Source organism: Sagittula sp. S175, assembly GCF_049800975.1.
In the GTDB taxonomy this organism is placed as follows: domain Bacteria; phylum Pseudomonadota; class Alphaproteobacteria; order Rhodobacterales; family Rhodobacteraceae; genus Sagittula.
Map to the genome: position 1 here is coordinate 1 of NZ_JBNAGB010000015.1, position 25,444 is coordinate 25,444.

Annotated in this window: 19 protein-coding genes; 13 read left to right on the top strand and 6 right to left on the bottom strand. The window is 66.8% G+C overall.

Going from position 1 to position 25,444, the window contains the following annotated elements:
* The 8 genes from ACP16H_RS17330 to ACP16H_RS17365 form a co-directional block, all read left to right on the top strand.
* A partial coding sequence (locus tag ACP16H_RS17330) for a beta strand repeat-containing protein (protein WP_425073511.1) occupies nucleotides 1-3,707 on the top strand: 3,707 nt, incomplete at its 5' end.
* A gap of 149 nt (nucleotides 3,708-3,856) precedes the next feature.
* Complete coding sequence (gene tssK, locus ACP16H_RS17335; protein WP_425073512.1) at nucleotides 3,857-5,191, top strand: type VI secretion system baseplate subunit TssK; 1,335 nt, start codon at nucleotides 3,857-3,859, stop codon at nucleotides 5,189-5,191.
* Entirely contained in the window at nucleotides 5,191-6,996 is a 1,806-nt protein-coding gene (icmH, locus tag ACP16H_RS17340; RefSeq protein ID WP_425073513.1) for a type IVB secretion system protein IcmH/DotU, read from the top strand. Before tssK ends, icmH begins: the two co-directional genes overlap by 1 nt.
* Nucleotides 6,997-6,999: 3 nt before the next feature.
* Nucleotides 7,000-10,638: a type VI secretion system membrane subunit TssM gene (tssM, locus tag ACP16H_RS17345; protein ID WP_425073514.1), complete on the top strand. Its 3,639-nt coding sequence runs from the start codon at nucleotides 7,000-7,002 to the stop codon at nucleotides 10,636-10,638.
* A gap of 26 nt (nucleotides 10,639-10,664) precedes the next feature.
* Nucleotides 10,665-11,327 (top strand): type VI secretion system-associated protein TagF, encoded by a 663-nt coding sequence (tagF, locus tag ACP16H_RS17350; RefSeq protein ID WP_425073515.1) that lies wholly within the window; start codon nucleotides 10,665-10,667, stop codon nucleotides 11,325-11,327.
* 15 nt (nucleotides 11,328-11,342) lie between these two features.
* Nucleotides 11,343-12,152: a PP2C family protein-serine/threonine phosphatase gene (locus tag ACP16H_RS17355; protein WP_425073516.1), complete on the top strand. Its 810-nt coding sequence runs from the start codon at nucleotides 11,343-11,345 to the stop codon at nucleotides 12,150-12,152.
* Nucleotides 12,149-14,359, top strand: coding sequence for a protein kinase domain-containing protein (locus ACP16H_RS17360; protein ID WP_425073517.1), 2,211 nt, complete (start codon nucleotides 12,149-12,151; stop codon nucleotides 14,357-14,359). Before ACP16H_RS17355 ends, ACP16H_RS17360 begins: the two co-directional genes overlap by 4 nt.
* Before the next feature lie 99 nt (nucleotides 14,360-14,458).
* Nucleotides 14,459-15,016 carry a GNAT family N-acetyltransferase gene (locus ACP16H_RS17365; RefSeq protein ID WP_425073518.1) on the top strand — a complete coding sequence of 186 codons (558 nt, stop codon included), beginning with the start codon at nucleotides 14,459-14,461 and terminating at the stop codon, nucleotides 15,014-15,016.
* A 214-nt stretch (nucleotides 15,017-15,230) separates the two neighbouring features.
* Here the strand turns inward: ACP16H_RS17365 and ACP16H_RS17370 are convergent, their stop codons facing one another.
* The 6 genes from ACP16H_RS17370 to ACP16H_RS17395 all read right to left on the bottom strand — a co-directional run bounded on the left by ACP16H_RS17370 (nucleotide 15,231) and on the right by ACP16H_RS17395 (nucleotide 19,869).
* The gene (locus ACP16H_RS17370; protein ID WP_425073519.1) at nucleotides 15,231-17,177 is read right to left on the bottom strand and encodes a hypothetical protein; all 1,947 of its coding nucleotides are present in this window, start codon (nucleotides 17,175-17,177) and stop codon (nucleotides 15,231-15,233) included.
* A complete protein-coding gene (locus ACP16H_RS17375) occupies nucleotides 17,174-17,581 on the bottom strand; it encodes an ExbD/TolR family protein (RefSeq protein ID WP_425073520.1) in 408 nt (135 codons plus the stop codon). Before ACP16H_RS17375 ends, ACP16H_RS17370 begins: the two co-directional genes overlap by 4 nt.
* Nucleotide 17,582: 1 nt before the next feature.
* Nucleotides 17,583-17,978 carry an ExbD/TolR family protein gene (locus ACP16H_RS17380; protein ID WP_425073521.1) on the bottom strand — a complete coding sequence of 132 codons (396 nt, stop codon included), beginning with the start codon at nucleotides 17,976-17,978 and terminating at the stop codon, nucleotides 17,583-17,585.
* Nucleotides 17,979-18,047: 69 nt separating this feature from the next.
* Nucleotides 18,048-18,689, bottom strand: coding sequence for a MotA/TolQ/ExbB proton channel family protein (locus ACP16H_RS17385; RefSeq protein ID WP_425073522.1), 642 nt, complete (start codon nucleotides 18,687-18,689; stop codon nucleotides 18,048-18,050).
* Nucleotides 18,690-18,722: 33 nt separating this feature from the next.
* Nucleotides 18,723-19,157, bottom strand: coding sequence for a hypothetical protein (locus ACP16H_RS17390; protein ID WP_425073523.1), 435 nt, complete (start codon nucleotides 19,155-19,157; stop codon nucleotides 18,723-18,725).
* 175 nt (nucleotides 19,158-19,332) lie between these two features.
* Nucleotides 19,333-19,869, bottom strand: a complete 537-nt coding sequence (locus ACP16H_RS17395; RefSeq protein ID WP_425073524.1) for a hypothetical protein — start codon at nucleotides 19,867-19,869, stop codon at nucleotides 19,333-19,335.
* Between the two features lie 230 nt (nucleotides 19,870-20,099).
* Between ACP16H_RS17395 and ACP16H_RS17400 the strand changes: the two genes are divergently transcribed.
* The 5 genes from ACP16H_RS17400 (at nucleotide 20,100) to ACP16H_RS17420 (ending at nucleotide 25,416) form a co-directional block, all read left to right on the top strand.
* Nucleotides 20,100-20,456 carry a DUF1036 domain-containing protein gene (locus ACP16H_RS17400; RefSeq protein ID WP_425073525.1) on the top strand — a complete coding sequence of 119 codons (357 nt, stop codon included), beginning with the start codon at nucleotides 20,100-20,102 and terminating at the stop codon, nucleotides 20,454-20,456.
* Nucleotides 20,457-20,645: 189 nt separating this feature from the next.
* The gene (locus ACP16H_RS17405; RefSeq protein WP_425073526.1) at nucleotides 20,646-22,163 is read left to right on the top strand and encodes a hypothetical protein; all 1,518 of its coding nucleotides are present in this window, start codon (nucleotides 20,646-20,648) and stop codon (nucleotides 22,161-22,163) included.
* A gap of 87 nt (nucleotides 22,164-22,250) precedes the next feature.
* Nucleotides 22,251-24,776, top strand: a complete 2,526-nt coding sequence (locus tag ACP16H_RS17410) for a peptidoglycan DD-metalloendopeptidase family protein (RefSeq protein ID WP_425073527.1) — start codon at nucleotides 22,251-22,253, stop codon at nucleotides 24,774-24,776.
* Nucleotides 24,777-24,805: 29 nt separating this feature from the next.
* Entirely contained in the window at nucleotides 24,806-25,033 is a 228-nt protein-coding gene (locus ACP16H_RS17415; protein ID WP_425073528.1) for a type II toxin-antitoxin system Phd/YefM family antitoxin, read from the top strand.
* Entirely contained in the window at nucleotides 25,030-25,416 is a 387-nt protein-coding gene (locus ACP16H_RS17420) for a type II toxin-antitoxin system VapC family toxin (RefSeq protein ID WP_425073529.1), read from the top strand. The genes ACP16H_RS17415 and ACP16H_RS17420 overlap by 4 nt, the downstream gene beginning before the upstream one ends.
* Nucleotides 25,417-25,444 lie beyond the last annotated feature (28 nt).

Here is a 25,444-nt window from a genome sequence, read left to right on the forward strand (position 1 = left end):
CGGACGGTGGTGCCCTGAATGCCACGACGATTGCGAACAGCCTCGACATCATCGTGACCACGGGCACAGTGACCTCGAACGGTGCCGCGCTGAACAACAACGCGGGCGCATCGCTGGCCATCAACGGCGGCGCGCTGACCGGGCTTGGCGCGATCGACAACACCTCGGCAGAGGCGGATGCGATCACCCTGGCGGCGGGCACGAACCTCGGGTTCACCACGCTGACGTCGAGCGCGGGAATGATCTCGGTCGGCTCGGGGGCGTCGCTGACCGGCACCTCCGTGGCGCTGACCGGAGCGGCGGATCTGGACCTGAACGGCGGCACGATCACGGGCACGCTGGACAACCAGTCGACCGTCCAGATCTCGCTGGAGGGCAACGTCAACGGCGCCTTCACCCAGCAGGGGGCAGGGGTCGAGACTCTGGTGGACGGCACCGGCGTGATCTTTGGCGACACGGCGACGATTTCGACCGGTTTGCTGAACGCGGATGCCAACGTGGATGTGACCAACGCCCTGACGCTGGCGGCGGGCACCTCGCTTGACGTTGCAGACAACGTGACCGTCAACGGCGGCACGGTCAGCATCGGCGCACTGGCGGCGGCGACGCTGGGCAATGGCGTGACGATTTCGTCCGACACGGGTGATCTGAGCAACGATACGACGCTGAGCTTCGGCACGGACGGCACGCTGTCCTCGGCGGCGGCGCTGACCAACAGCGGCGCGGTCACTTTCGGCACCAATGGCACCATGACCTCGGTCGGTGCCTTCGACAACGTGTCCGGCGCAGGCTCCATCACCTTCAACGACGGTGGCACCCTGTCCTCTGGCACAGGCACGATCACAAACGGCGGGCCCCTCACGGTCAACGACGGGTCGGTCACGACCGCGAATACCTCCATCGTGGCAAGCGGGATGGGCACGGGCATCACCCTCTCCGGGGGTGATCTCAACCTCGGCACGGGCACGCTGACGGACAGCCTCACCGGCAGCCTGATCGCGCTCACCGTGGCAGGCGATGCCAGCGGCACGGCCACCTTCACCGCCTCGGCGCTGACCTTCAGCGAAGCGCGTTTCGACCTTGACAGTTCGGTGGCGCTGGCCACGCTGGATGTGGGCACGGTGACGCTGAACGGCGTGGCCGCCGCGTCGACCCTGTTCGGCACCATCACCGGGGCCGTGGACCTGAACGCGGGTACGCTGACGGTGGACGGCGACTCCACCATCGGTGGCGCGGTCAGCGTGGATGGTACTGCTCCGACCACGACCCTGACCATCGACGATGGCGCGACCCTGACCGCGTCGAGCGGCGTGACCGTCGGCGCAGCCACCACAACCGCCACTGATGCGGTGCTGGATGTGAACGGCAGCCTGACCGGCAACATCACCAACACCAATGGCACGGTGCTGCTGGGTGACGGTCTGGGCAGCACGACGATCACCGGCACCCTGACGCAGGATGGCGGCGAGACTTCGGTCCTGTCCGCGACCACCATCACGGGCCTTGTCACCCTGAACGACGGCACGCTGACCGTCGCTGCAGGCGAGACCCTGACTGCGTCCACCGCGATCAACGCCGCCAGCAACGTGACCATCGACAACGACGGCACCATCGTCGGCCAGGTGAACCTGACCGGGATCAACAACACGATCACCGGCGGGACGTTCACGAACCTCGTGTCCCAGAACGATCCGGCGGGCGTGTTGACCTTCACCGGGGCAACCACGCTGAGCGCGGGCTTCCTCAACACGGCGGGCACGTTCATCGTGAACGCTCCGATGACGCTGGGGGCTGCCTCGTCGAACGCCGGGACGCTGGACCTCAATGCCAACGTGCTGGGTGGCCAGACGATCACCAACACCGGCACGGCGACTCTCGCGTCGGCCAGCTTCACCGGCAACTACACGCAGAACGGTGGCCAGACGACCATCGACGGCAACACAGCTCTGTTCGACACCGGGCCCAGCACCGGCGTCGGGATCTTCTCCGTCAATGCCGGCACGCTGGACGTTCTGGCGGGCATGACCCTTCAGGCGGTGACGATGGACTTCGGCAGCGGAGCCACCGTCAACCTCTATGACGGCGCCACCCTCTATGGCACCGGCAACACGCACCTGAACGGCGGCATCGAGAATGTCCTCGGCGCGACGGCGAACCTGGTAGAGGCCACCGGCAACATTGTCCTGGAATCCACCGGCAGCATCCTGATGCGCAGCGACATCCAGCAGACGCTGAACGTGACCCTGTCCGGCGCGGGCAAGACCTTTACCGCCGACGCCGGCAGCGTCATCTCCATGATCGACGCCACCACGCCGGACACCAGCGACCGCATCATGATCAACGGCGATGCGGTGCTGAACGGCACGATCCAGATGGACGTGAACGTCAGCGGCTCGACGGTGGGTGCGGTGGCTGCAGACACGGCTGACCGTGTCGTCGCAACCGGCAACGTCAGTGGTACGCCAAACCTGCAACTGCAAAACGTCAGCGCCACCTACGCCAACATCGCGGCGCCGGTCACGCTGGTGGAATCCACCGGCGGCACGACCGCGGGCCTGAGCGCCACGCTCACAGGTCTGCCGGTCGGCGGGTCCTACACCTACAGCCTGCAGAACACCGGCACACAGGTGCAGCTGACCGCAACCCCGAACCTGGCCTTCGGTGGTGTGGTCTCGGGCGTGGCGGCGACGCAAAGCCTGATTTCCACCGTGGTCAACCGGCCGTCGTCCGCTCTGGTCACGCCGCTTGTCAGCCCCGGCGACGATCCCTGTGCCGTCGGCACCTGGGGCCGCGTCACCGGCGGCAAGGCAAAGGCCAGCCTCGGCACGACCTCGGTCAACACCGGGATCTCGGCGACCAACGACATCGACCTCAGCTACGGCGGCGTCCAGATGGGGATCGATAACTCCTGCTCGGGTGGCTACTACAACGGCTGGGATCTGGCCTACGGTGCGATGCTCGGCACCAACATGGGCAAGACCACCCTCCCGGTCAGCCTCGGCTCCACCTCGACCACGATCAAGTCGGACTTCGACCAGCTCTTCGGCGGCGTCTACCTGAGCGCGGCCAAGGGCAACTGGTTCGGCGACATCAACCTGCGGACCGACAAGACCACCTACAAACTGAGCGAAACCAACACGTTCGGTCTGGGCGGTCTGGGTCTGAGCAGCCAGAAGTTCGACAGCCGTGGCCGCACCGTCTCGGGGTCGCTCAGCTACTCGCACACCCTGAACCAGGAAAAGAACATCCGCCTGGTGCCGACCCTCGGCTTCTCGTTGTCCAAGATCACGACCGACTCCATCTCGATCGAGAACGATCCCACCACCACGGCGGATGACGCGGTGCTGCAGATCGGGGACATCACGCAGAAGATCGGCTACCTCGGTGCAACCATCGCACAGACCAAGGTCCAGCCCAGCGGCGACGCGGCGCTCACCTATTTCGCCACCGGCACCTACTTCAAGGACTTCGGCGACGATCTGAAGAGCACTTTCACCGTGACCTCGACCGGCGCGCAGCAGTCGCTGGTCTCCGAGAACCTCGACGGCTTCGGCGAGCTCAGCTTCGGCGTGAACTACACCAAGATCATGTCGGGCCAGGGCGCGCTTCCGGCGCGGCAGATGGATGCCTCGATCCGGGCGGACACCCGCTTCTCGGATCAACTCGACAGCTGGGGCTTGACCGCACAGGTCAGGTTGCAGTTCTAATGACTTGACAGGCCGGGGCGCTTGACCGCGCCCCGGTCCCGTTTCAAAATCCATTTCAGGTGCGGTGCTGCGGCGACGTGGTGCCGCGAATTGTTGAACAAGGCCCGGTTTACAGGGCCGTCGATTAAGACAGGGGCCTATTTCACGTCATGTCGTGGTACAGCAAAGTTGCCTGGAAAGAGGGTCTGTTCCTCCAGCCGCATCATCTGCAACAGGCCGACCGGTACATGGAGCACCTTCTCCGCGTCCGGACCGCACAGATCACGCCATACCCTTGGGGAATCGCCAACCTGACCTTTGACCGCGATCTCGCGCAGCAGGGCCGCATCGGTCTGCGCTCGGTCGTGGGGATCATGCCGGACGGTCTGCCCTTCGACGCGCCGAACGCAACACCCCTGCCGACCCCCGTCGCCGTGCCCGAAGAAGAGGCATCCGGCCTCGGCATCTGGCTGACCCTTCCCGACATCGAAGTCAACGCGCAGGACGTGGCCGCCGCCAGCGCCGACACCGCGACGCGCTACCTGCTGGGCAGCGAGACAGTGGTGGACAATGCGTCCTCTGCCCGGTCCGAGCAGGTGATCGAGATCGCGACGCCGCGATTGGAGCTGTCGCTGCGCAACACGCCCAAGCCCGGGCATCAGAACGTCTACCTCGGGCGGATCGCCGACATGCGCGACGGAGTGGTGACGCTGGATGACACCGTGCCCCCGACGGGGATGATCCTTGCCGTCCACCCGGCTTACGAGGGCTATCTCTCCCGCGTCATCGGCTGGATGGAGGCGAAGCTGTCCATGCTGGCGCGCTACGCCTCCGACCCTTCGTCCGGCGGGGGGATGCAGGCCACGGATTACCTGATGCTGATGGTCATCAACCGCGAACTGCCGATCCTGCGCCACCTGCGCGGGCAGGGGGCGGTGCACCCGGAGCGGCTGTATGAAAAGCTGGTGTCGCTGGCGGGCGAGCTGACGACCTTCGATCAGGCGGACCGCAAGGCGAAGGACTACGGCGGCTATCGCCACGACAGCCCGAAGGAGTCGTTCACGCCCATTGTCTACGACATCCAGAGCCTGCTGGCGCAGGAAGTGGGCCGCGCCGTGCGCCTGCCGCTGGAGGAGGTCCGCGCGAATTCCTACCTGGCGAAGGTCAACGACCGCCACCTGTTCGCGAATGCGGCCTTTGTCGTGGAGGTCAGCAGCGGTCTGCCGCTGACACAGGTGCAGCAGCAGTTCCCGCAGCTGTGCAAGGTCGGTCCCTCGACCGCCATGCGCCAGATCATCAACGCGAACCTGCCGGGCATCGGCCTTGTCCATATGCCGAACCCGCCGCGGCAGATCCGCGTGATCGCCTCGAACGTGTATTTCCTACTCGACAAGTCGACCGACCTCTGGCGCGAATTCTCGCAGGCTCCGGCCATCGGGATGCATTTCGCCGGTAACTGGCCAGACCTGAAGCTGGAGCTTTGGGCCATTCCGGAGCAAGGGTGATGGCAAGCGACGACGACGACAAGACGGTCTTCGGACAGCCGATCCCGCAGGCACCGCGCCCCGGGACAGGAGGGCAGCCGCCGCGCCCCGCCGCGCCGCCGCCGCCGCGCGCCACCGATGTGAACCCCAACGACCCGGACCGCACCGTGTTCGGCACGCCCATCGCGCCGCAGGGGCAGCCGCCGCGCGTGGCACCGCAGGGACAGCCCCGTCCGTCGGCCTTTCCGCAGACACCGCCGCCCTCTTCGATCCAGAAACCGCCTCAGGCCAGCTGGGGCGACGGCGACGACACGTGGCTTGGCGGCAAGATCACACCGCAGCCCACGCCTCAGCAGTCCTACCAGCAGCCCGCGCCGCCGCCGCAGCCGGCCCCGCCGCGACCCTCGCCGATGCCGATCGCGCCGCAGCCCACGCGGGCCGCGCCGCAAGCCCCCAGCCAGCCGCAGCCGCGCCCCATGGGGAACCCGGGCAGCAACCACTATTCGGGGCGTTTGTACGAGGCCGAGACGGGCCGCCCCTCCGGCGCGGAGCTGTTCCCCGAGGTGCGCCAGCGCCAGACGCAGGCCGCGCCCTCGATGCGCCAGAAGATCGCGCTGGAGGATGCGCTGCGCGCCACCGGCCTTGGGGCAGGGGGGCCGAACAACCCGCTGGTGGCCGCTGCCGCGAACCTGTTGATCCTGCTGGGCCGCTTGCGCACCGGCATGGTGGAAATGCAATCCGCGCCGCTGCTGGACCACGTCGCGCGCGAGATCGACGCGTTTGAATCGAACGCACTCGAAGCAGGCGTTCCCGCCGAGGACGTCACCGACGCGAAATACGCGCTGTCCGCCACCGCCGACGACATCGTCCAGAACCTGCCCGGCGCCGACCGGGGCATGTGGCTGGAATATTCCATGGGCGCGCGGTTCTTTGGCGAACGCAACGCCGGCGTGGGCTTCTTTCAGCGCATGGACAAGGCGATGAAATCGCCGGGGCAGAAGTTCAACCTGCTCGACCTGTTCCTTGTCTGCCTGAGCCTTGGCTTCGAGGGCCAGTATCGCGCCATGCCGAACGGGCCGAACGAACTGGCCCGCATCCGCAAGGCGATCTACGAGACGCTGCGCAAAGTGGTGAAGCGCCCCGACGACGACATCAGCGTGAAATGGGCGCCGGTGATCGTGAACGGCAAGCGCCGTCGCGGTGGCGTGCCGGTCTGGGTCGCTGCGGCCATCGGCGGCATGATGGTGGTGGCGCTGTTCGCCACGCTGGCCACGCTGCTGTCGCGGCAGGCAGGGTTCACCCAGAACGGCATCGCGATGATGCACTTCAACCTGCCGCCCGTCGCCATCGAGCGCAGCGCGCCGGTGGAACGCCAGCCCGAACCGCCCAAGGTCGAGCGGCTGGACGAGATCAAGGCGGCGCTCAGCGGGCAGGAAGTCGAGATCGAGCTGAAAGGCGACTGGGTGCTGATCCGTCTGGGCGAGGCGCTGCGGTTCGCCAGCGGCAAGGCCGACCTGACCAACGACCTCAGCGCGCTGGCCTCGGCCATCGGCGCAGTGCTGGAAACGCAATCCGGTCCGATCCGGATCGTGGGTCATACGGACAGCATCCCGCCCTCTGGCCGTGGTCAGTTCAAGACCAACGAATCCCTGTCCGAGGCCCGCGCCAAGACCGTGGCGGACCTCGTGACCGCCAACCTGACCGACAAGGAGCGCGTGCAGATCGAAGGCCTCGGCCCGGTCGAACCCATCGCGGACAACGCGACCAAGGAAGGCCGCGCGCGCAACCGCCGCGTCGAGATCATGATCCGGCGCGAGGTGGAGTAAGACATGGAACGTTTCGTCTTTGGCATGTTTCACACCATCGGAAGGGTGCTGACCTCGCGCGCCTTCCTGAAGTTCTGGATCGTGGTGGGCGTGCTTTGCGTCTTCCTCGCGATCTTCTTTGGCCTGCCGATGACCGGGTCGGAGTTCTTCTCGAAACTCTGGGTGCGGCTGGGGATCATCTTCCTCATCATCTCGCCGATCCTCGGGTACTACGGCTGGAAATTCGCCCGCCGCCGCCGCAAGGCGAAGGACCTCGAGGACAGTCTGGTTCAGGCCCCCGTGGGCGACGGCGAGGTGCTGAACACCCGTTTCTCCGAGGCGCTGGCCAAGCTGAAGGCGTCCGGCGGCAAGAACTACCTCTACGACCTGCCGTGGTACGTCATCATCGGCCCCCCCGGCGCGGGCAAGACCACGGCGCTGAAATATTCCGGGATCGAGTTCCCCGGTCAGGACGTGCTGGCGGACAACGCGCAGGGCTTTGGCGGTACGAAGAACGTCGACTGGTGGTTCGCCGAGGACGCGGTGCTGATCGACACTGCCGGGCGCTATACCATGCAGGAAAGCGACGCCGAGGCGGACAAGGCGTCCTGGACTGCCTTCCTCGACCTGCTGAAGAAAGGCCGCCCCGACCAGCCGATCAACGGCGTGGTGCTGGCCTTTTCCATCGAAGACCTGCTGACCGGCACGCCCGAGACGCTGGCCAGCCACGCCGCCATCGTGCGCGAACGTCTGGGCGAAATCCACCAGACGCTGCGCATCGACTTCCCGGTCTACGTGCTGTTCACCAAGGCCGACCTCATCAGCGGCTTCCGCGAGTATTTCAATTCGTTCAGCCAGTCCCGGCGCAAGATGGCCTGGGGCACGACCTTCCAGACCCGCGACCGCCGCGAGGCGACGCACGCGCAGGTGGCCGAGGAATTCGACGCCCTGCTGACGCGCCTGTCCGACGAGGTGGTCGACCGCATGGTCGAGGAGCCGGACGATACCTCTCGCATCGCCATTTTCGGCCTGCCCGGCCAGATGGCCATGCTGAAGGACAACGTGACGGAGTTCCTCCGCCGCGTGTTCGAACCGACGCGCTATGACACCAACGCGATCCTGCGGGGGTTCTATTTCACCTCCGGCACGCAGGAGGGCACGCCCATCGACCAGGTGCTGGGCGCGATGGCGCAGGACCACGGCGACGGGTTCCAGCCGGCCTTCATGTCGGGGAAGGGCAAGAGCTACTTCCTGCATGACGTGCTGTCCAAGGTGATCTTTGAAGAACGCGACTGGGTGAACTTCGACCGCCGCGCGGTGCGTCGGGTGGCGATCCTGCGCACGCTGGCGTTTTCCGTGATCGGGCTGGCGACGGCGGCGGCCATGGGGGCGTTTGGCTACAGCTTCTGGCAGAACGCGAACCTTGTCCGCGATGCGGAGGCGCATGCCGCCGTCTACCTCGATTCCGCGCGCAACGAGTTGGACCGCGCGGTGGTGGACGACCCGGACCCGACGCCGGTGATCCCGCATCTGGATGCGCTCAGGAACATGCCTGCGGGTTATGGCAACCCGCATAATGCGACCTTCTGGGAGGGCTTCGGCCTCAACCGCTCGCGCGAGATCGAGTTGTCGGCCCGCGCCGCCTATTCCGACGGTCTGGAACGCATGCTGCGTCCGCGCATGATGCTGGATCTGGAAAACACCATTCCCCAGATGATTATCGACGGCGACACCGAAGGCACCTATCGCGCGCTGAAGATCTACATGCTGCTGGCCAAGGACCCCGAGGCCAAGGGCGAGGGCGACGAGGCGATCCGCAACTATTTCCAGGACGTCTGGACCGTGATGCTGCCGGGGGCCACGCGGTTTGACGAGCGCCAGCACCTGTTCGACCACCTCGACGCCATGCTGGACCTCGACCGCAATCAGGACACGATGGTCAAGACCGACGAGTCCATCAAGACCCGCGCCCGCGAGAGCATCGTGAACCTGCCGCTGGCCGAACAGGCCTACGCAGCGATCAAGGAAGGGGCTATCGTTTCGGGCGTGCCGGATTTCAACCTCGTGGAACGGGTCTCGGGCAATGTCGGAGAGGTCTTCCGCACCACGGACGGCTCGCCGCTGGACCAGCTTGGGGTGCCGGGGCTGTACACGTTCGAAGGCTACTGGGGCTATTTCGTCGACGAGATGGTGCAGGCCAAGGAACGTCTGGCCGAGGAACAATGGGTGCTGGGCGAAACCGGCGACCGGGTGAACTTCGACACGCAGCTTGCGAACCTCGAAAACGAGCTGTTCTCCAAGTACCGCCGCGAGTTCACGCTTGCCTGGAATGCGATGTTCGAGAAGCTGACCATCGCCAAGATGTCCGCCGATGCGCCGAACTTTACCCTGCTCAGCTACGCGGCTTCGCCGACCAATTCGCCCATCCTCGAACTGGCGGAGGCCGTGACCGAGGAAACCAACCTCATGCGCCTGTATGACCAGATCGGTGGAATATCCGAGACCGACGCTGCGGCGATCCTTGCCGGGGGCGGCGGCGAGCTGGGTGGCGCACTGGGGTCGGCGGCCTATGACCGCATCTATTCGCGCTCGGGCGTTTTCAGCCGCGTGATCCTCGAGAACCTCGGCAACCGGGCCAAGATCCAGACCCGCGCCGGGTCGGGCGGGCTGGCCGAGGACATCGACCGTCGCCGGGTGCAGCGGATTTCGGACGATTTCAAGGACTGGCAGTCGCTGGTGAAGGGCGATTTCGGCAACCGTCCCATCGACTTCATGCTGAAGGCTTATGCAAGCGTGCAGGAGAACCGCTCGAACGCTGTCTTCGCGCCGACGCCTGCGGACGACCAGATGCTGAGCCAGGCGCTGACGGCGCTGACGCGCACCAACGCCGGTGCGCCCGCCGCCATCGCCACGATGAACAGCGCGGTGGAGACGGAGTTCCGCACGGCGGCCGAGAACGCGACGCTGGCGGACCTGAACCGCGCGCTGAACGACGAGGTGACGCAGTTCTGCAAGAACGAGATCGCGCCCTTCTACCCCTTCTCGGGCGGCTCGGCGCGGCACCTGTCGCCGTCGATCTTCGGGCAGTTCTTTGGCCCCGGCGGCAAGATGGACCAGTTCTATTCGCAGCACCTCGCGCCTTACGTGATCCGCCAGTCGGACGGCTTGCGCGCCGATCCCGGGACCGCTGTCGGGCAGCGCCTGTCGGCGTCCGCGCTGGCGCAGTTCGACCGCGCACAGAAAATCCAGCGGGCGTTCTTTGCCTCCGGCTCGAACACGCCCGAGGTCAACATGTCGATCAAGCATGTGACCTCTTCGCCGGGCGTGGGACTGGCGACGCTGACCATCCACGGCAAGTCGATCCCGACGCAGCCGGATTCCACGCCCGCCGGGTTCACATGGCCGGGCGAGACCGCAGGCGTGGCGATCGAGCTGATCCCGACGCGGCTTGGCAATCAGGCGTCGTTCGATTTCAGCCAGGGGCGGTGGGACATCGCCAAATGGCTGGCGGACGGGTCGCCCAAGGTGCAGGGCAACGTCGTCACCGTGCGCTACACCATCAAGGGCCAGTCGATCACCTACCGCATCGAGTTCGACAGCTCGACCGTGCCGTTCCTGATGCGCGAGCTTCGGGACTTCACCTGCCCGACCTCGCTGGAGTAGGCCGGGTGGGTGCGCAGATCGGAGTGATGGGCAAACACCCCGGGTTCGGGGATTTCGTGCAGGCGGGGCTGTCCAAGGACACCCATGACGCGCTGATGGCCTGGCTCGACCGAACGCTGGCGCGCGTGCAGGACGAGGCGCACATGGACTGGAAGGCATGGTGGGCCGAGGCGCAGGGCCTGCGGTTCTGGCTGGGACGCGACGTGCTGGGCGTGCCCGTGGCGGGCGTGCTGCGGCCTTCGCGCGACAAGGTGGGGCGGGTCTACCCGCTGATCCTCGCTGCCGAAAACGTATCCCTGCTCGTGCCGGGCGACGGCGGCGCGACCGACCAGACCCCGTGGGAGGCACTGGAGGCGCATCTGGACGCCATGCAGCCGGGGAAGGGGGGTGCGAGCCTGCTGGAGGGGCTGACGCTGGACCTGCCCGCCGAGGGCGAGGCCGAGCGCGCCCTTGGCCCAACCATCTGGGCACATCACCCCGAGGGCGACCTCGACGCGCTGTTGCGCGCCGCCGCCAACGCCGACCTGAGCCGCGCCGCGCAAAAGCGGTCGTACTGGTGGGCACCGGGCGACGACACACACCTGCCGGTCTGGCTGGGTTGCCACGGGCTGCCCGACGCCGGCGCCCTGGGCTGGCTGCTGGCCGGACAGCCCCGCATCGAAACAGCGGCACTGGCCGAAGAGCCATAGGCTGAAGGGACCCCGATGGATTACAACGAGTTCTTCACCTTCGAGACCGGACAGGCCACCGACGTGGGCTGCAAGCGAACGGTGAACGAGGACAACTTCCTGTCACGCCCCGACTGCGGGCTTTGGGTGGTGTCGGACGGCATGGGTGGCCATGCGGCGGGGGATTATGCCAGCTACACCATCGTGCAGGCGCTGAATTCCATCGGCATGTCGGCCTCGCCCGACGACCTTCAGGCGCGGTTCATGGAGCGCATCCACCGCGCCAACACCGACATCTTCGAACACGCGATGGAGTTGCAACGCGGAACCATCGGCGCGACCCTCGTGGCGCTGCTGATCCATGGCGAGGATTACGCCTGCATCTGGTCGGGCGACAGCCGCATCTACCTCTTGCGCGACGGCCAGCTGGTGCAGCAGACGCGCGACCACACGGAACTGCGGATGCTGCTCGATTCCGGGGCGATCTCCGAGGCGGAGGCGCAGAACTGGCCGCGAAAGAACGTCATCACCCGCGCCATCGGGGTGACAGAGACACCCCAATGTGATGTGGTCTCGGGGAAACTCGCGCTGGACGATACCTTCATTCTGTGTTCCGACGGTCTGACGGAACACCTCAGCGACGAGGACATCGCCGAGATCGCCGCAAGCTCGCCGCCCAAGGAGGCCTGCGAACGGATGATCCGCCTCACGCTGGAGCGCGGGGCAAAGGACAACGTGACGGTGATCGCCATGCGCTGCCTGCCGCCGCCGGAGCTGGAAGAAGAAGACGACCTGATGGACGACGTGCTGGAACTGGACAAATCGAACGGTGAGGCGCGCGGATGAGCGGCAGCAACGACACGCCCGAAGACGACGACCGCACGGTCTTTACCCCGCAGCCGCCGGTGCAGCCGGGGCACGCCAACCAGCCGCCGCAGCGGTTCGAGGCGGATGACGACGACGACCGCACGCAGTTCGCGCCGCAGGGACAGCCGTGGGCGCCGCAGGAGGCTGCTCCAGAACCGATCCCGGAGGACGAGCCGACCATCCCGCCGCAGGTCGCGCCCGAAACGGTGACGGAACCGTCCTATCACCAGACCGAAGCGCCCCAGCGCGAGGCTGAGACCTATGCCGGCTCGGTCCCGCCGCAGGACCCGTCCTCCTACCCCAAGGACCCTGCCGCCCCGACCGCGCCTCCGTCGACCCAGACGGCGGTCGAGGCCGCGCGCACCCATGGCAAGCTGCCCATCGGCACGCTCATCAACAACAACTACCGCATCGACGAAGTGCTGAAATCCGGTGGCATGGGCGAGGTCTATCGCGGGATCGAGATCCACACTGGCGATCCGGTGGCGATCAAGGCGATCCTTCAGGAAAAGGCCGACGACGCCGAGGCCGGGCTGATGTTCCTGCGCGAGGCCAAGACGCTGCGGCGGTTGGTCGATGAAACCATCGTGCGTTACTACAACTACGTGCCGGACCCGGACCTTCAGCGCTACTTCATGATCATGGAGTTCATCGAGGGCATCCCGCTGAAGGACCACGTGGCCCAGAACGGCGCGCTATCGGTGGCGGAATGCCAGACCCTGCTGTCGCGCCTCGCGGGGGGCCTTGCGACGGCCCACGACGCCGAGGTCATCCACCGCGACCTGTCGCCGGACAACGTCATGCTCGAAGGCGGGCGGGTGGAAAACGCGCGCCTGATCGACTTTGGCATTGCGCAGTCCAACGTGGTCAAAGAGGCGACCATGGCCGGGCGTTTCGCGGGCAAGTTCAAATACGTTGCCCCGGAACAGCTGGGCCATTACGGCGGGCATATCTCGCCCGCCACGGACATCTACGGCCTCGCGCTGCTGGTCGCCGCCGCCGCCATCGGCAAGCCGCTGGACATGGGGTCGTCGATCGTCGAGGCGGTGCAGTCGCGCCAGTCGATTCCGGACCTGTCCTTCGTCCCCGAGGACCTCCGCCCGATCCTGTCCTACATGCTGGAACCCAACCCCGAGGCCCGCCCCCGCGACATGCGCCACGTCAAGGCGCTGGTGGAGGACCCGCACCTCATCCCCGAGAAATACCTCGGCGGCTGGGTGCCTCCCGCGCCGCCGCCGCTGCATGCGACCGCGCCGGGCAACACTTCGCACGGGGCGACGATGACCGGCACCATGGCCCCGGGCCTGCAAATTCCGGGCGCGACGCAGAACGTCACGCTGAACACCTCGCTCGGGCCGCTGCCGATCCCCGAACAGAAAAAGGGCGGCGGCGGGCTGGTCGCGGTGATGATCCTCGTGCTGCTGGGTCTCATCGGCGGTGGCGGCTATTACGCCTGGAGCACCGGCCTGCTGGGTGGCACCGAGGGCGGCGAGCAGGTGACCGACGGTACGGATGGCACCGACACACCTCCGCCCCCCGGTATCCCCGCGCCGCAGGCCGACACGCGCGAGGGCTTTCTGGCGCAGTTCGAGACCGGGCCGTGCACCTTCGTCAACCGCGTCTCGCAAGGCGCGAATGCCGGGGTGATCGAGGGCTATTCCGCCACGCGCGAACCCTTTGCCGGGCTGCCCGTGGCCTACGAGGAGAAATTCGGCGCCCGCCCCGAGGTGCTGCCGCGCGAGATCACGCCCGCGCAATGCGAGGTGCTGGATTTCGCCAAGGCCTTGCAGGGCAGGGGGCGCAACGGGGTCGAGATGTTCCTCTCAGCCGATGAGGTCAGCAGCGAGACTCCGGTGACGGCACAGCTGACGGTGCCCGCCGGGCAGGCGATCTGGCTGATCCTGATCTCGCCCACGGGGGGGATCTACAACCTGACGGACAGGCTGTCGGCCCCGGTGGGCAACCAGCGCAACATGAGCTTTGCCCTGAACCTGCGCGAAGGCGCAGAACCGGCGCCGCAATTGCTGCTGGCGGTAGAGGCGGACACGCCGCTTGCCCGCGCCGCTTTGGCGAAGAACCGCGACCAGGCCTCGGCGGTCCTGCCGCTGATCCTCGAAGAAATCCGCGAGAGGGGCGGCGCGGCCAGTGCCGCCGTCACCTACCTGAAGCTGACGCCCGCCCAATGATCAAGGCCCAGTAACCAAGGCTCAGTGATCAAGGGACGGAGCGCCGCACTCCCGGCGCTCCGTCACGGTTTCCTAACGGGTTGCGGGCCTTATGGAGGCATGTCCCCGATGCCCCCCTATCGCCTGCCAGACAGTCTCGACACGCCGCGCCACAGGTTGCGCCGCCCCGTCGCGGCGGATGCACAGGCGATCTTCGACGCCTATGCCAGCGATCCGCAGGTGACCCGCTTCCTCGGCTGGCGGGCCCATGAGATCCTGCGCGACACGCAGACCTTCCTGCGCGCGGTGGACGGCGAATGGCAACGCGGCACCGGCGCGGCGCTGCTGATCTTCCCGCAGGACGACCCCGGCCATTTGATCGGCATGATCCACCCCCACCTGCGCGGCCACATCGTCACCTACGGCTACGTTCTGCGCCGCGACGCCTGGGGGCAGGGTATCTCCTCCGAAGTGCTGGCGACCCTCGTCACCCATGCCCTCGCCCATCCCGCGATCTTCCGCTGCGAGGCCTTCTGCGACGCGGAACACCCCGCCTCGGCCCGGGTCATGGAAAAGGCCGGCATGACCCGCGAAGGCCTGCTGAAACGCTACTTCCGCCACCCGAACCTGTCGGACAGCCCGCGCGATTGCATCCTTTACGCCCGGACCAAGCTGTAGCGCGCCTTTCCCCTTCATCTTGATGAAAATACCTCGGAGGTTTGGAGGCAGAGCCTCCAACGGGGCAAAGCCCCGACGGCGCGCGGGCGTCAGTCCGCGCGCCGGTCGCCTGAGCGTAGCGAAGGCGAAACACTTTCCAGGTACAGCCGCCTGAGCGCAGCGAAGCCGACACACTTTCCCATAACAGCCGCCCGAACGACGCCACGGCGCCTCCTCAGCGCACGTCGAAGGCAACGATGGCCAGCGCAGCCTGGCGGCTCAGCGCGTTGGAGAGATCGGCAAAGAACACCTCCGCCCGTTGCCCGGACCGCTCGCGCAGCACATCCAGCGGCTCGGTGGTGGCGATGGCAATCAGCAACTGCTTGGTGTCCCGCAGCGGGCCGACGCGGGTCACGGGGATGTCAAAGCGCACGAAGGGGCCCGACGCGGTGGTGAACCGCTCCAGATCCTGCACCACGCCGTTGTTGTCCACCAGGAACAGGCCAAGGTTGCGGTTGCCCACGCCGCGCATCACGCCGGAGACACGGTTGCCCGAAGGCACCTCGGCATTGTCCAGCCGCATGCCGATGCGGGTGGCGGGGTAGTCGCGGTTGCGCGCGATATAGGCCAGCGCAGGGCATTGCCGGGCGTCCAGCAGGGTGCGGGTCTGGCGGATGGCCTCGTCCTCGGGGCGGACGAGGACGGCATCGGCGAAGGTGCCCATGGCGCCATCCTCGGCGGCCAGCAGGGCGAGGCCGATGCCATCCGGCCCGTCGCGGCGGGGCAGGGCGATGACGCAGTTGTCCTCGGTCCGGGCGCGGATGCGCTGGATCAGGTCACCGATGGCAAGGTCGCGTTCCGACGGCGGGGCGGAGGGGCGTCGGACGACACGGGGACGCGGGCCACGCGGGCGGACGGCGTCGGGCTTGGCGGTGGCCGTGTCGGTCGTGGCCTCGGTCGGGGTTTCCGGTGTCTCCGGCGTTACCGTTTCCTGCGGGGTCTCCTCCGGGGCGACGTCTTCCGGGACGACTTCCTCGGGCGTGACCTCTTCTGGATTCAGTTCCTCGGGCCCGGCGGGGTCGGGGGTGATCTCCTCGGGTTCCAGCGGCAGGGCGGTGGGTTCGATGGCTTCCTCGCCGGGTATTTCCGGGACCTCCGGCTCCAACGGCGTCAGGGCGGCGAAGTCCTCCTCGGCGGGGGTGTCGGTGGTGACGCCGACGACGACCTGTTCGTCGGGGATCACCGGCAGCACGTCCTCGGAGGTGATGGGGTTCAACGCGTCGGTCTCGGACGGGAGCGGCGTGCCGCCGCCGGCCTGAATGCTGCCATCGTCGATGATCAGCGGATCGTCGGTTTCCGCGCTGGGGGCGATGACCAGCGGGTCCTCGGGCACGACCGCGGCGATTTCCTCGGGCGGAGAGGCGGGAGCCTCGGTCAGCGGGTCCACCTCGGCCACCTCGGGCGCGGTGGGTTCGGGAGAGACCTCCTCGGGGACCAATTCCTCGGGGGCGTCGACGGTGTCCACCACCTCGGGGGCGACCGGCTCAGGCGCGATTTCCTCAGGGGTGATTTCTTCTGTCGCGACCGCCTCCGGGGCGACATCCTCGGCAATCACTTCTTCGGGGACGACTTCTTCGGGCGTGATTTCTTCGGGCGTCAGGTCCTCTGCGGCCAGTTCCTCGGGCGCAGGGTCCTCGGGGGTGACTTCCTCGGGCGCAAGCTCCTCAGCGGCCAGCTCCTCGGGCGCGAACTCCTCCGGCGCCAATTCTTCGGGCGCCACGTCCTCCGTGCCATCGAAACCGTCCTCGGGGGCCAGTTCCTCGGCGTTCAGGTCGGAGGCCGCCAGTTCCTCGGGCGTGTCGGGGGTGATCTCTTCGGGGATCAGGTCCTCGGGGATCTCGGGGGTGAGGTCGCCGTCGGGGGCGGCGGCCGAAAGGTCCTCGGCGGCGTCCTGCCCGGCAGCGTCGCCCAGCTGTTCCACCAGCCCGGCCAAGGTATCGGATTCAAGCTGCTCCAAAGTGATCTGGAATTCCGGGCGGGCCAGCGGCAGCGGGCGGTCCACGAACCACTGCGACACGGACAGGCCCAGCACGGCGATCACCCCGCCATGCAGCGCGACCGAGACGAGGCCGGACAGGACCCAGCCCCCCGGCGTGCCGCGACCATAGGGGAGGTAGCTCATGCGCCCTCACCCCCGCCGCTGCGGTGCACCGTCACGAGGCGCAGCATCAGGTGCGAAAACTCGGGCCGCGCCAGCACGTCCAGCAGCAGTTGCGCGCTTTCGTTGCGGTCAATCAGCAGATGCAGCACCTGCTGGTCCACCACGGCGTTGGACAGCTGCACTTCGTCCACTTCCTCGCCGTTCAGCCACATGGTGCCGTCGGTCTTCAACTCCAGGATCGGCTTCGGCAGATGTTCCACCGGCAGCACGGCGGTCTCGGAAATCTCGACGGCAAAGGTCGGCGCGTTGGTCATCCGGCCCGTGATGAGAAAGAAGAAGATCAGCAACAACACGATGTTGACGATGGCCAACGAGATGTCGGGCTGCTGTTTCTGGTGCGTGGCGGGGACGTGACGCATGCGCATGTCAGTTCACCCCCTGCGCGACGCGGACAGAGCCTACGTTGGCATTGGCCAGCTGCGCCAGCACCGTGGTCACATCCTGCACGCGGGCGGTGTCGCGCACGAGGATCACCACCTCGGCGGGGGCCACGTCGGTCCCCAGCGCATCGGCCAGCGCATCGAGGCTGTCAAAGGTGAAATCCTGCCCGCCGATGATGATCTTCTCGGCCTCCAGCGTCCAGATCGCCACATCCGGCGGCGTGCTGGGCGTCGAAGGCGTGTTCGACGGACCGGGCGCGGCGGTGTCCTCCTTCGGGGCCTCGGCGGGGGTCTGCACCGTCAGCAGCGAGTAGGGCGTCAGCGAGGACGTCAGCATGAAGAAGATCAGAAGCTGGAACATGGCGTCGGCCAGCGGTGTCATCGCGATGCGATAACTCCGGGGCCGGACGGGCAGCTTCAACGAGGCGTGAGACATGGGGGGTGGCCCGGCTCAGATCTTCTTGGTGGGATCGAGGCGGCCGTGGATGGCGGCAGAGATGACCGTTTCGATCATGTTGCGCTCGCGCTCGATGCGGGATTCAAAGTAGTTGGCGACGAAGTAGGCGATCAGGGCGATGGCCAGACCCGCCGCCGTGGTGGTCAGCGCGGTGTAGATGCCCGCCGCGAGGACGGTGGGGTCCACCGCGCCCTCGGACAGGGCCAGCGCGCTGAAGGCGTCGATCATGCCGATCACGGTGCCGAGCAGGCCCAGCATGGGCGCCGCCTGCACGACCATTTCCAGCGTGCGCATCCGGTCGGTCATGGTGGCCAGCTCGATGATGGCGGTCTGGCGGCCCAGTTCCTCGGCATAGGTGGCGTCACCGGGTTTCGCCTGCACGCCCGAGAACACCGCCTGAAGGATGCGGGCCAGCACGGACTTGCGCTGCTGCGCCTGCTGAAAGGCGAGGTCGGCCTTGCCGGACAGCCAGTTGTCGAGGATCTCCTCGGCCTGTTTGCGGCGCCCGACGCCCAGCGTCATGAACTGCACCCACTTGTAGACCGCCACGGTGATCGCCAGCAGCGACAGCAGCCCAAGCGCGCCGAACACGACGATCGAGGCAAGATTGTACGAATCGGGCAGGAAGGAACCCATCAGTCACTCCATGTAGGCGGTCGTCTAAGGTACTCAGATACCGAATTGAATCGAGGTGCGCGAGGAGGCCTCGAGCTTTGACATGCAGATATCGGTCTCGCTGCCCGTTTCGGCGTCGATACAGGCGGAATTGTCGTTGATGACGATGCGCGAGATGCCCGAACAGGGCGTTCCGGGCAGTTCGAATTGCAGGATGCGGGTCTTGCCGTCGATGAGCTTGCCGAATTTCAGCACCAGGAGGCGCGAAACGATTCCCTCGGCGTCGAAGATGGCGACCTGGTACTCGGTCTGGTCCAGCGCGCTGCCGGAATGGTTCTCGGCCACGTAGGTGAGCCGGCAGTTGCCGCTGTCTGTCTCGGCGGCGGCGTTGAGCTCGATCTTGAAGCTGCCCTCGGCCTCCTGCGCCAGCAGGCCAGTCGGCGCGGCCAAGGTGGCTGCAAGGCAAAGCGCTGCAATGCGATTGGTCATGTCTACTCCCCCCGTCAAAAATGAGTGCGGCCCGGCGAAATGAATCCGGGTGCGTGTCCACGTCATTGAGCGGGGAAGGGGGCGATCATGTCAAGGTGGAATACCCTGAAAACCGGTTCGCCTGTCGGTGTGTTGTGCCCGTGCCGTTGTCTGTACGGGCCATGTTTTCCACAACTTAGCGGAAAACGCCGTGCAAGTAACCGGGATCGATGCGACCGGTGCGTTGCGCAACGGGTTCGGTCCGGTAGGTCGGCTGCATCACCGGGGCGCGGCGCACGGTGCGCTGCGGCGCAAGTGCCGGTGCAGTCCGGTTTTGCGAGACCACGGCGCGCGGTTTCGGCGCAGCCACCGAGGCCTGGGCCACGGCCGTATAGGCGTCGGGACGCGCCATCGGGCGCAGCACGCGGTAAGGAGCCAGCCCGTCGAAATTCTGAGAAGACACGAAAGGCATCGCGCCCTCTGCCTCGACCTCGACAAAGTCGACCGCGGCACCGTGACGCTGGATCGCCAGTTCGACCGGGGAAGCCTGCGACAGGTCCACGACCGCGGGGGTCGCAACGACGGCCCGCGACGCAGCCACCGCATGCGCACGCACCACGTGATCCGGCAGCTTCGGTCCTGCGGCCAGCGCGGCGTGACCAGCGAAAAGCGCGGCACCACCTGCGGCGGACAGGCCTACAAGGCCAAGACATGTGAGGACGAGGTTTTTCATGGCATCCAGTATAGCGTCAAAGTAAGTTATTTTCGTGTTTAAAATGTGGCGAAATTAGGGCCGACACTTTACGTTGCGGGAAAAACACACACTAATCTGAGGGCTTGATGACCCGGGCACAGGTTCAAAATGGGCATTCTCGCCCAGATTTCCAGAGGTTTCGTAAATTTAGGCAGCAATTCGCCGGTTGTGCGGGTCTGGCGACTGCTCTCCTTGCAGGCATCCTCCCCGTGACCGCACAGGCGCAATTCGCCGTCTGCAATCAGACACTCAACGTTCTGAACGTGGCCGTAGGGCGCTACCAGTACGAGAACTTCGCCACCTCCGGCTGGTGGACCGTCGGGCCGAACCGCTGCGCCAACGTCATCGACGAGGTGCTCAGTGTCCGCTACGTCTACGTCTTCGCACAGGATGTCTTTGGCAAGGAAATCATGAGCGGCGCCACGCCCATGTGCATCGACACCAAGCGGTTCGACGTGGTGGGCGACGAGGATTGCCTCGTGCGCGGCTTCCTCGAAGCCCGCTTCAAGGAGGTCGATACCTTCAAAAGCGAACGCTGGACCTTGTTCATCTACCCGCCATCCTGATGCGCGAGGGCATCCCGGACATCCGCAAGGAATGCCCAAGGAAACCATTAACCCTGGTATCGGTAGAGTGATCGCGACAGTCGCCCTTAAAATCATGGTCACAATCGCGCGCAGGGGACTCGTTTTTTGCAACCCTTCCGGTGTAGGATGCACAGGTATTTGAAGGACAAAGCTTTCAGGGGAACGCCCATGCGCCGACTTGCGACGCTCACGACCCTTACCCTACTGGCCCTCTCGCTGCCGCGTGCCGGCACTGCACAAGAGGCGCCACAGGACTGGCAGGCGATCATCGTCGGCCAGCCGGGACCGGGCGCGCCGGGCAGTTTTGCCGATGCCTTTCACGCCAGTCAGGCCTTCGAACGCGGCGGCCTGCCGGTCTACGACATGATCCGCGACCTGCCCCGCGCCCGCCTGATCGACACGCTTGCCAGCCTTCAGGACATGCCGCAGCTCGTGATCTTCTACTCCGGTCGCATCCCCTCGGGCAGCATCTCCATGCAGGACGGCACCATGCCGCTGGCCACCATCCTCGACAGCGCGGCCGAGGCCGGGACACAGGACATCCTGCTGATGGTCGAGAACTGCACCGACGGGACGCCCAAACCCGCGCAGGTCATCCTGCCCGACGTGCCCGCCGGGATGGCGCTTCAGGTCGTGACCTCCGCCCCCGCCGATGGCACCTGCACACCCGGTGCGCGACTGTCCGACCAGCTCAAGACCCTCTCGCAGGAGGACGCCCTGACCGGCGACATGCTTGCCCTGCTGCACGGTCTGGACGTGACCGGCAGCGTCTCGGCCCCGGTCAGTCTCACCGGTCCGCGCGCGGTCGAAGAACAGGAGCCGGTCGAGGAGATCGTCGAATTCCTGCCCGACGACGTGGTGCAACTGGCGGTTCTGGACGGTGACTTCTCGATCTCCGGCGAACCGACCCTGATCGAGGACGACGTGATCGAGATCGTCATGCCCGCCCAGATCCCCGAGGCCCCCGCGCCCGAGGATGCCGCCGTCGTGCGCGTCACTTTCAACAGCCTTCCGCAGGCGCAGATGGCCGCCCTGCCCATCGCCGCCGGCCTGCCCGAACCGTCGATCCTTGTCGGCCTGATCGAGGGCGTGACCGACGCCTCGCTGTCCTCGGAGATCGACACCGACTCCTCGGCGCTCGCCAGCTTTACCGATGACAACCGCGTCATCGACGCCTCGCTGAAACAGCTGCGCAAGCTGCGCCGCGACAACCCGGAACTCTACGCCTCGATGCTCGAAAGCGGCACCTTCGACCCGCCCGGCGGGCGCGTGCTGGCCAAGGTGATCCAGACGGAACTGGGCCGCATGAACTGCTACCTCGGCCGGATCGACGGCGATTACGGGCGCGGCTCGCAGCGCGGCTCGACCCTGTATTACGAAGAGCTGCAGAAAAAGAAGCTGGCCGCGCTGGACAGCCCCGAAGCGTCCATCGACCTCTTCCGCCTGATCCTCGGCAATGACGAGGTCGATTGCCCGAAACCCAAGCCCGCGCCCGTCGCCGCCCGCACCACGCCGCGCGCCACCGGCGGCACCACGACCCGTCGCGCCGCCGCCAGCACCTCAAGCTCGCGCAGCACCACGCGATCTGCCCCCGCCCCGGCGCGCTCTGCACCAGCGCCCGCGCCCGCACCGCGCTCCAGCGGCGGCAACTTCGGCGGCAGCAACTTCGGCGGGGTCTTCCGCTGAGGCGCAGCCCACACACAACAGGCGCGCCACGACCCGATCCGGCGCGCTTTGCCCTTTGAACCCATTGGCCATTTCATGACCCTGTAAATGCCGATCGACGTCGACCCAGCCTTCAAGAAGACCGGCGACAGCGCGCGCGAGCGGCAGATGTGGCGCACCACGGGCGAACACGCCCGGCGCAGACGCAAACGACGGCAGATCCGCCGGGCCATCATGGCCGGTGGCGGCATTCTTGGGCTGGGGCTGATCGCGTTCATCGGCTGGATGATCTTCGCCCCCGGTGACACCACCCCGACCGACTATGCCGAGGACGCGCTGTCCGAAGACGATGACTTCACCCTCGTTCAGGCCGACGATGCCCAGCAGGACGTGGCCGCGACGAATTTCACCCCCGTCTTGCCCGCCGACCTGCAGGTCGATCCGATGATCCTGCGCATTGCCTCGGAAAGCGCGGAGAACCTGACCTATCTCGCTGGCCCGTCCGGTTTCCTGCCCACCCGCGCCGGGACCGAGGGGCCAGAGCGCCTCGTCTACCTGCACGAACCCCTCGTCGCCGCCGAACAGCGCCTGAACCTCGTGCTGCCGTCCTCCGCCGATGACTTCGCCTTGTTTCAGGCGCAGCGCAGTTCCGGCAACGCGCCCGCCGCCGCACCGGAACCCGTGGCCCAACCCCAGGCCCCGGTCGAAGCAGGCGAAGTCGTGGCCGTGGACGAAGACAGCAGTTGGGGCGACCTGATCGCCACGGACGAGGACGCGCTTCAGGCCGAAGGGGCCGAGGCAGGCGCCGCCGTCTACGTCGAAACCCGGATCGAAAACACCACCTCCACCGTGCTGGCCCTGCGCGAATCCGAACGCGTGGCGCTCTATGACGACACGGTGACGGCGCTTCAGACCGAGCGCCCGCTGGCGCAGGTCCTCACCTCGGCGCGGTTCTCCGAAGAGGACGCCGCCGCCATCGAACGCGCCGCCGAGGCGCAGATCGGCACGCCGGAAAACCTCCCCGGCGGCAGCATCGTCGCCGTCCGCTTTCGCCCCCGCGACACCGGGCCGGAGCTGATCCAGATGTCGGTCTATGGCCCCGACGGCTATATCGGCACGCTGGTGCGGCTGGGCGAGGGGCGCTATGCCTCTGGCGCCGATCCGTGGTTCACCGAGAACCTGATGGACCGCACCGGAGAGCTGGTCGCCAAGGCCGAGCAGGCCAAGGAGGTTCGCCTGATCGACGCGGTCTATTCCACCGCCATCGCCAATGGCCTGCCGCAGACGCTGGTCGGGCAGCTGATCCTGATCCTGTCCAAGGACTTCGACCTCGACCGCTTCGCCAGCGACGAGGACAAGTTCACCGTGCTCTATGCCAACCAGCCGGGACCGGAGGGGGACGGGCTGGGGCGCGTTCTTTACGTCGGCATCGAAGGGCCGTCCGGCAAGCTGAAATGCTACGTCACCGAAAGCGACAATGACGCCGGGTTCGCCTGCTTCGACCTCAAGAACCTCGCAGCCGGAGGTGGCGGCGGCGGGGCAGGGGGCATGGGCGGCGGCATGGTGGTGCCGGTGAAGGGGGTGAAGACCTCCGGCTTCGGCCCGCGCCACCACCCGATCCTGAAGCAGGTGCGCAACCACAACGGCGTCGACTGGGCCGCGCCCACCGGCACGCCCATCGTCGCGGCCATGGACGGTACGGTGAAATACCGTGGCCCCGGCGGCGGCTATGGCAACGTGATCTACCTCAGCCACCCCGGCGGGCAGGAAACCCGCTATGCCCACATGTCGAAATACGGCAACTTCCAGCAGGGGCAGGCGGTGAAGGCGGGCGATGTCATCGGCTACGTCGGCACCACCGGACGCTCCACCGGTCCGCACCTGCATTTCGAGCTGATGGTGAACGGCAAATTCGTCGACCCGCTGGCGCAGCGCGCGACCGTGGCCGTCGCCGCCGTGGTCTCCACCGGCGGGCAGGAGGGTTCGGCGGCGGTCGAGGCGCTGGTGAACAAGATCATCAAGGTCGAAAGCGCCGGGAATGCCCGCGCCAAGAACCCGCTGTCCACCGCCACCGGCCTTGGCCAGTTCATCGAAAGCACCTGGCTGCGCATGATGCGCGACTACCGCCCCGACCTTGCCCGCAGCATGTCGCGGGCCGAGCTGCTGGAACTGCGCTTTGACCCCGCGCTGTCGCGAGAGATGGTGCGCAACCTTGCGCGCGAGGGCGAGGCCTACCTGCGCTCGCGCGGGCATACGATCACGCCGGGCAACCTCTACCTGTGCCACTTCCTTGGTGCAGGCGGCGCGGCCAAGGCGCTGTCGGCCCCGCGCGAGGCGGCGGTGATCGACGTCATGGGCGCGGGCGTCGTCGGCGCGAACCCCTTCCTGCGGGGCAAGACCATCGGCGACCTCGTGGCCTGGTCCGACCGCAAGATGCAGGTGAAGGGGTCGCCGGTCGTCTCCTCCGGCAGCAGCGCCCCGGCCCCGGTGGTCCGCGCCGTGCCGAAGGAGGTGAAGGAATTCCAGGAAACCGTGGACAAGATCCTGGCCGAGGCCGCCAAGCCCAAGTCGGTGGCCAGCGAGGCGAACGACACAGAAACCGACGATATTGAAACGGACGCGAAAAAAGACTAAGCTATGGCTAAGTCAAACTCGGTGATCCCATGCAAGCCTCGGTCCACGAAGCCAAGACCAACCTGTCGAAACTGATCGAAGCGGCGCTGCGCGGCGAACGCGTGGTCATCACGCGCCATGGCATCCCCGCGGCAGAGATCGTCCCGGCCCGCCCCGCCCGCGTCACCATCGGCGGGTTGAAGGATCGCCTCGCCCCACCTTCCGACGCCTTCCTCGCGCCCCTTTCCGAGGACGAGCTGGCGGATTGGGGCGCGTGAGCGGACTGCTGCTGGACACCAACGCCTTTGCCATGGTGCTGACGGATGACCCGCGCCTGACGGACGTGGCACGCGCCGCCATCCTCGACGCGCCGCGCGTGGCGCTCTCGGTCATCAGCCTTTACGAGATCGGACAGAAGGTGCGGCTGGGCAAATGGCCCGAGATGGCGCCCCACGCCCCCGGGCTGGCGGCACAGGCCGACCGCGACGGGCTGGACCTGCTGCCGCTGGGGGCCGAGGCGACGCTCGCCGCCGCCCTCATGGACTGGGACCACCGCGACCCCTTCGACCGCATGATCGCCTGCACCGCCCGCGTCGAGGGGCTGACGCTCATCTCGTCAGACGCGATCTTTGACCAGGTGCAGGTGGCGCGGCTCTGGTAAGCCGCGCCCCGGCAGTGCCCCGGCAATC

Excerpts from the sequence above, each read along its gene's own strand:
- ACP16H_RS17385 (WP_425073522.1), bottom strand. The coding sequence starts at position 18,689 with ATGGGTTCCTTCCTGCCCGATTCGTACAATCTTGCCTCGATCGTCGTG.
- icmH (WP_425073513.1), top strand. The coding sequence starts at position 5,191 with ATGGCAAGCGACGACGACGACAAGACGGTCTTCGGACAGCCGATCCCG.
- ACP16H_RS17390 (WP_425073523.1), bottom strand. The coding sequence starts at position 19,157 with ATGACCAATCGCATTGCAGCGCTTTGCCTTGCAGCCACCTTGGCCGCG.
- tssM (WP_425073514.1), top strand. The coding sequence starts at position 7,000 with ATGGAACGTTTCGTCTTTGGCATGTTTCACACCATCGGAAGGGTGCTG.
- ACP16H_RS17395 (WP_425073524.1), bottom strand. The coding sequence starts at position 19,869 with ATGAAAAACCTCGTCCTCACATGTCTTGGCCTTGTAGGCCTGTCCGCC.
- ACP16H_RS17375 (WP_425073520.1), bottom strand. The coding sequence starts at position 17,581 with ATGCGCATGCGTCACGTCCCCGCCACGCACCAGAAACAGCAGCCCGAC.
- tssK (WP_425073512.1), top strand. The coding sequence starts at position 3,857 with ATGTCGTGGTACAGCAAAGTTGCCTGGAAAGAGGGTCTGTTCCTCCAG.
- ACP16H_RS17415 (WP_425073528.1), top strand. The coding sequence starts at position 24,806 with ATGCAAGCCTCGGTCCACGAAGCCAAGACCAACCTGTCGAAACTGATC.
- ACP16H_RS17410 (WP_425073527.1), top strand. The coding sequence starts at position 22,251 with ATGCCGATCGACGTCGACCCAGCCTTCAAGAAGACCGGCGACAGCGCG.
- ACP16H_RS17355 (WP_425073516.1), top strand. The coding sequence starts at position 11,343 with ATGGATTACAACGAGTTCTTCACCTTCGAGACCGGACAGGCCACCGAC.
- tagF (WP_425073515.1), top strand. The coding sequence starts at position 10,665 with ATGGGCAAACACCCCGGGTTCGGGGATTTCGTGCAGGCGGGGCTGTCC.
- ACP16H_RS17405 (WP_425073526.1), top strand. The coding sequence starts at position 20,646 with ATGCGCCGACTTGCGACGCTCACGACCCTTACCCTACTGGCCCTCTCG.
- ACP16H_RS17365 (WP_425073518.1), top strand. The coding sequence starts at position 14,459 with ATGTCCCCGATGCCCCCCTATCGCCTGCCAGACAGTCTCGACACGCCG.
- ACP16H_RS17370 (WP_425073519.1), bottom strand. The coding sequence starts at position 17,177 with ATGAGCTACCTCCCCTATGGTCGCGGCACGCCGGGGGGCTGGGTCCTG.
- ACP16H_RS17360 (WP_425073517.1), top strand. The coding sequence starts at position 12,149 with ATGAGCGGCAGCAACGACACGCCCGAAGACGACGACCGCACGGTCTTT.
- ACP16H_RS17380 (WP_425073521.1), bottom strand. The coding sequence starts at position 17,978 with ATGACACCGCTGGCCGACGCCATGTTCCAGCTTCTGATCTTCTTCATG.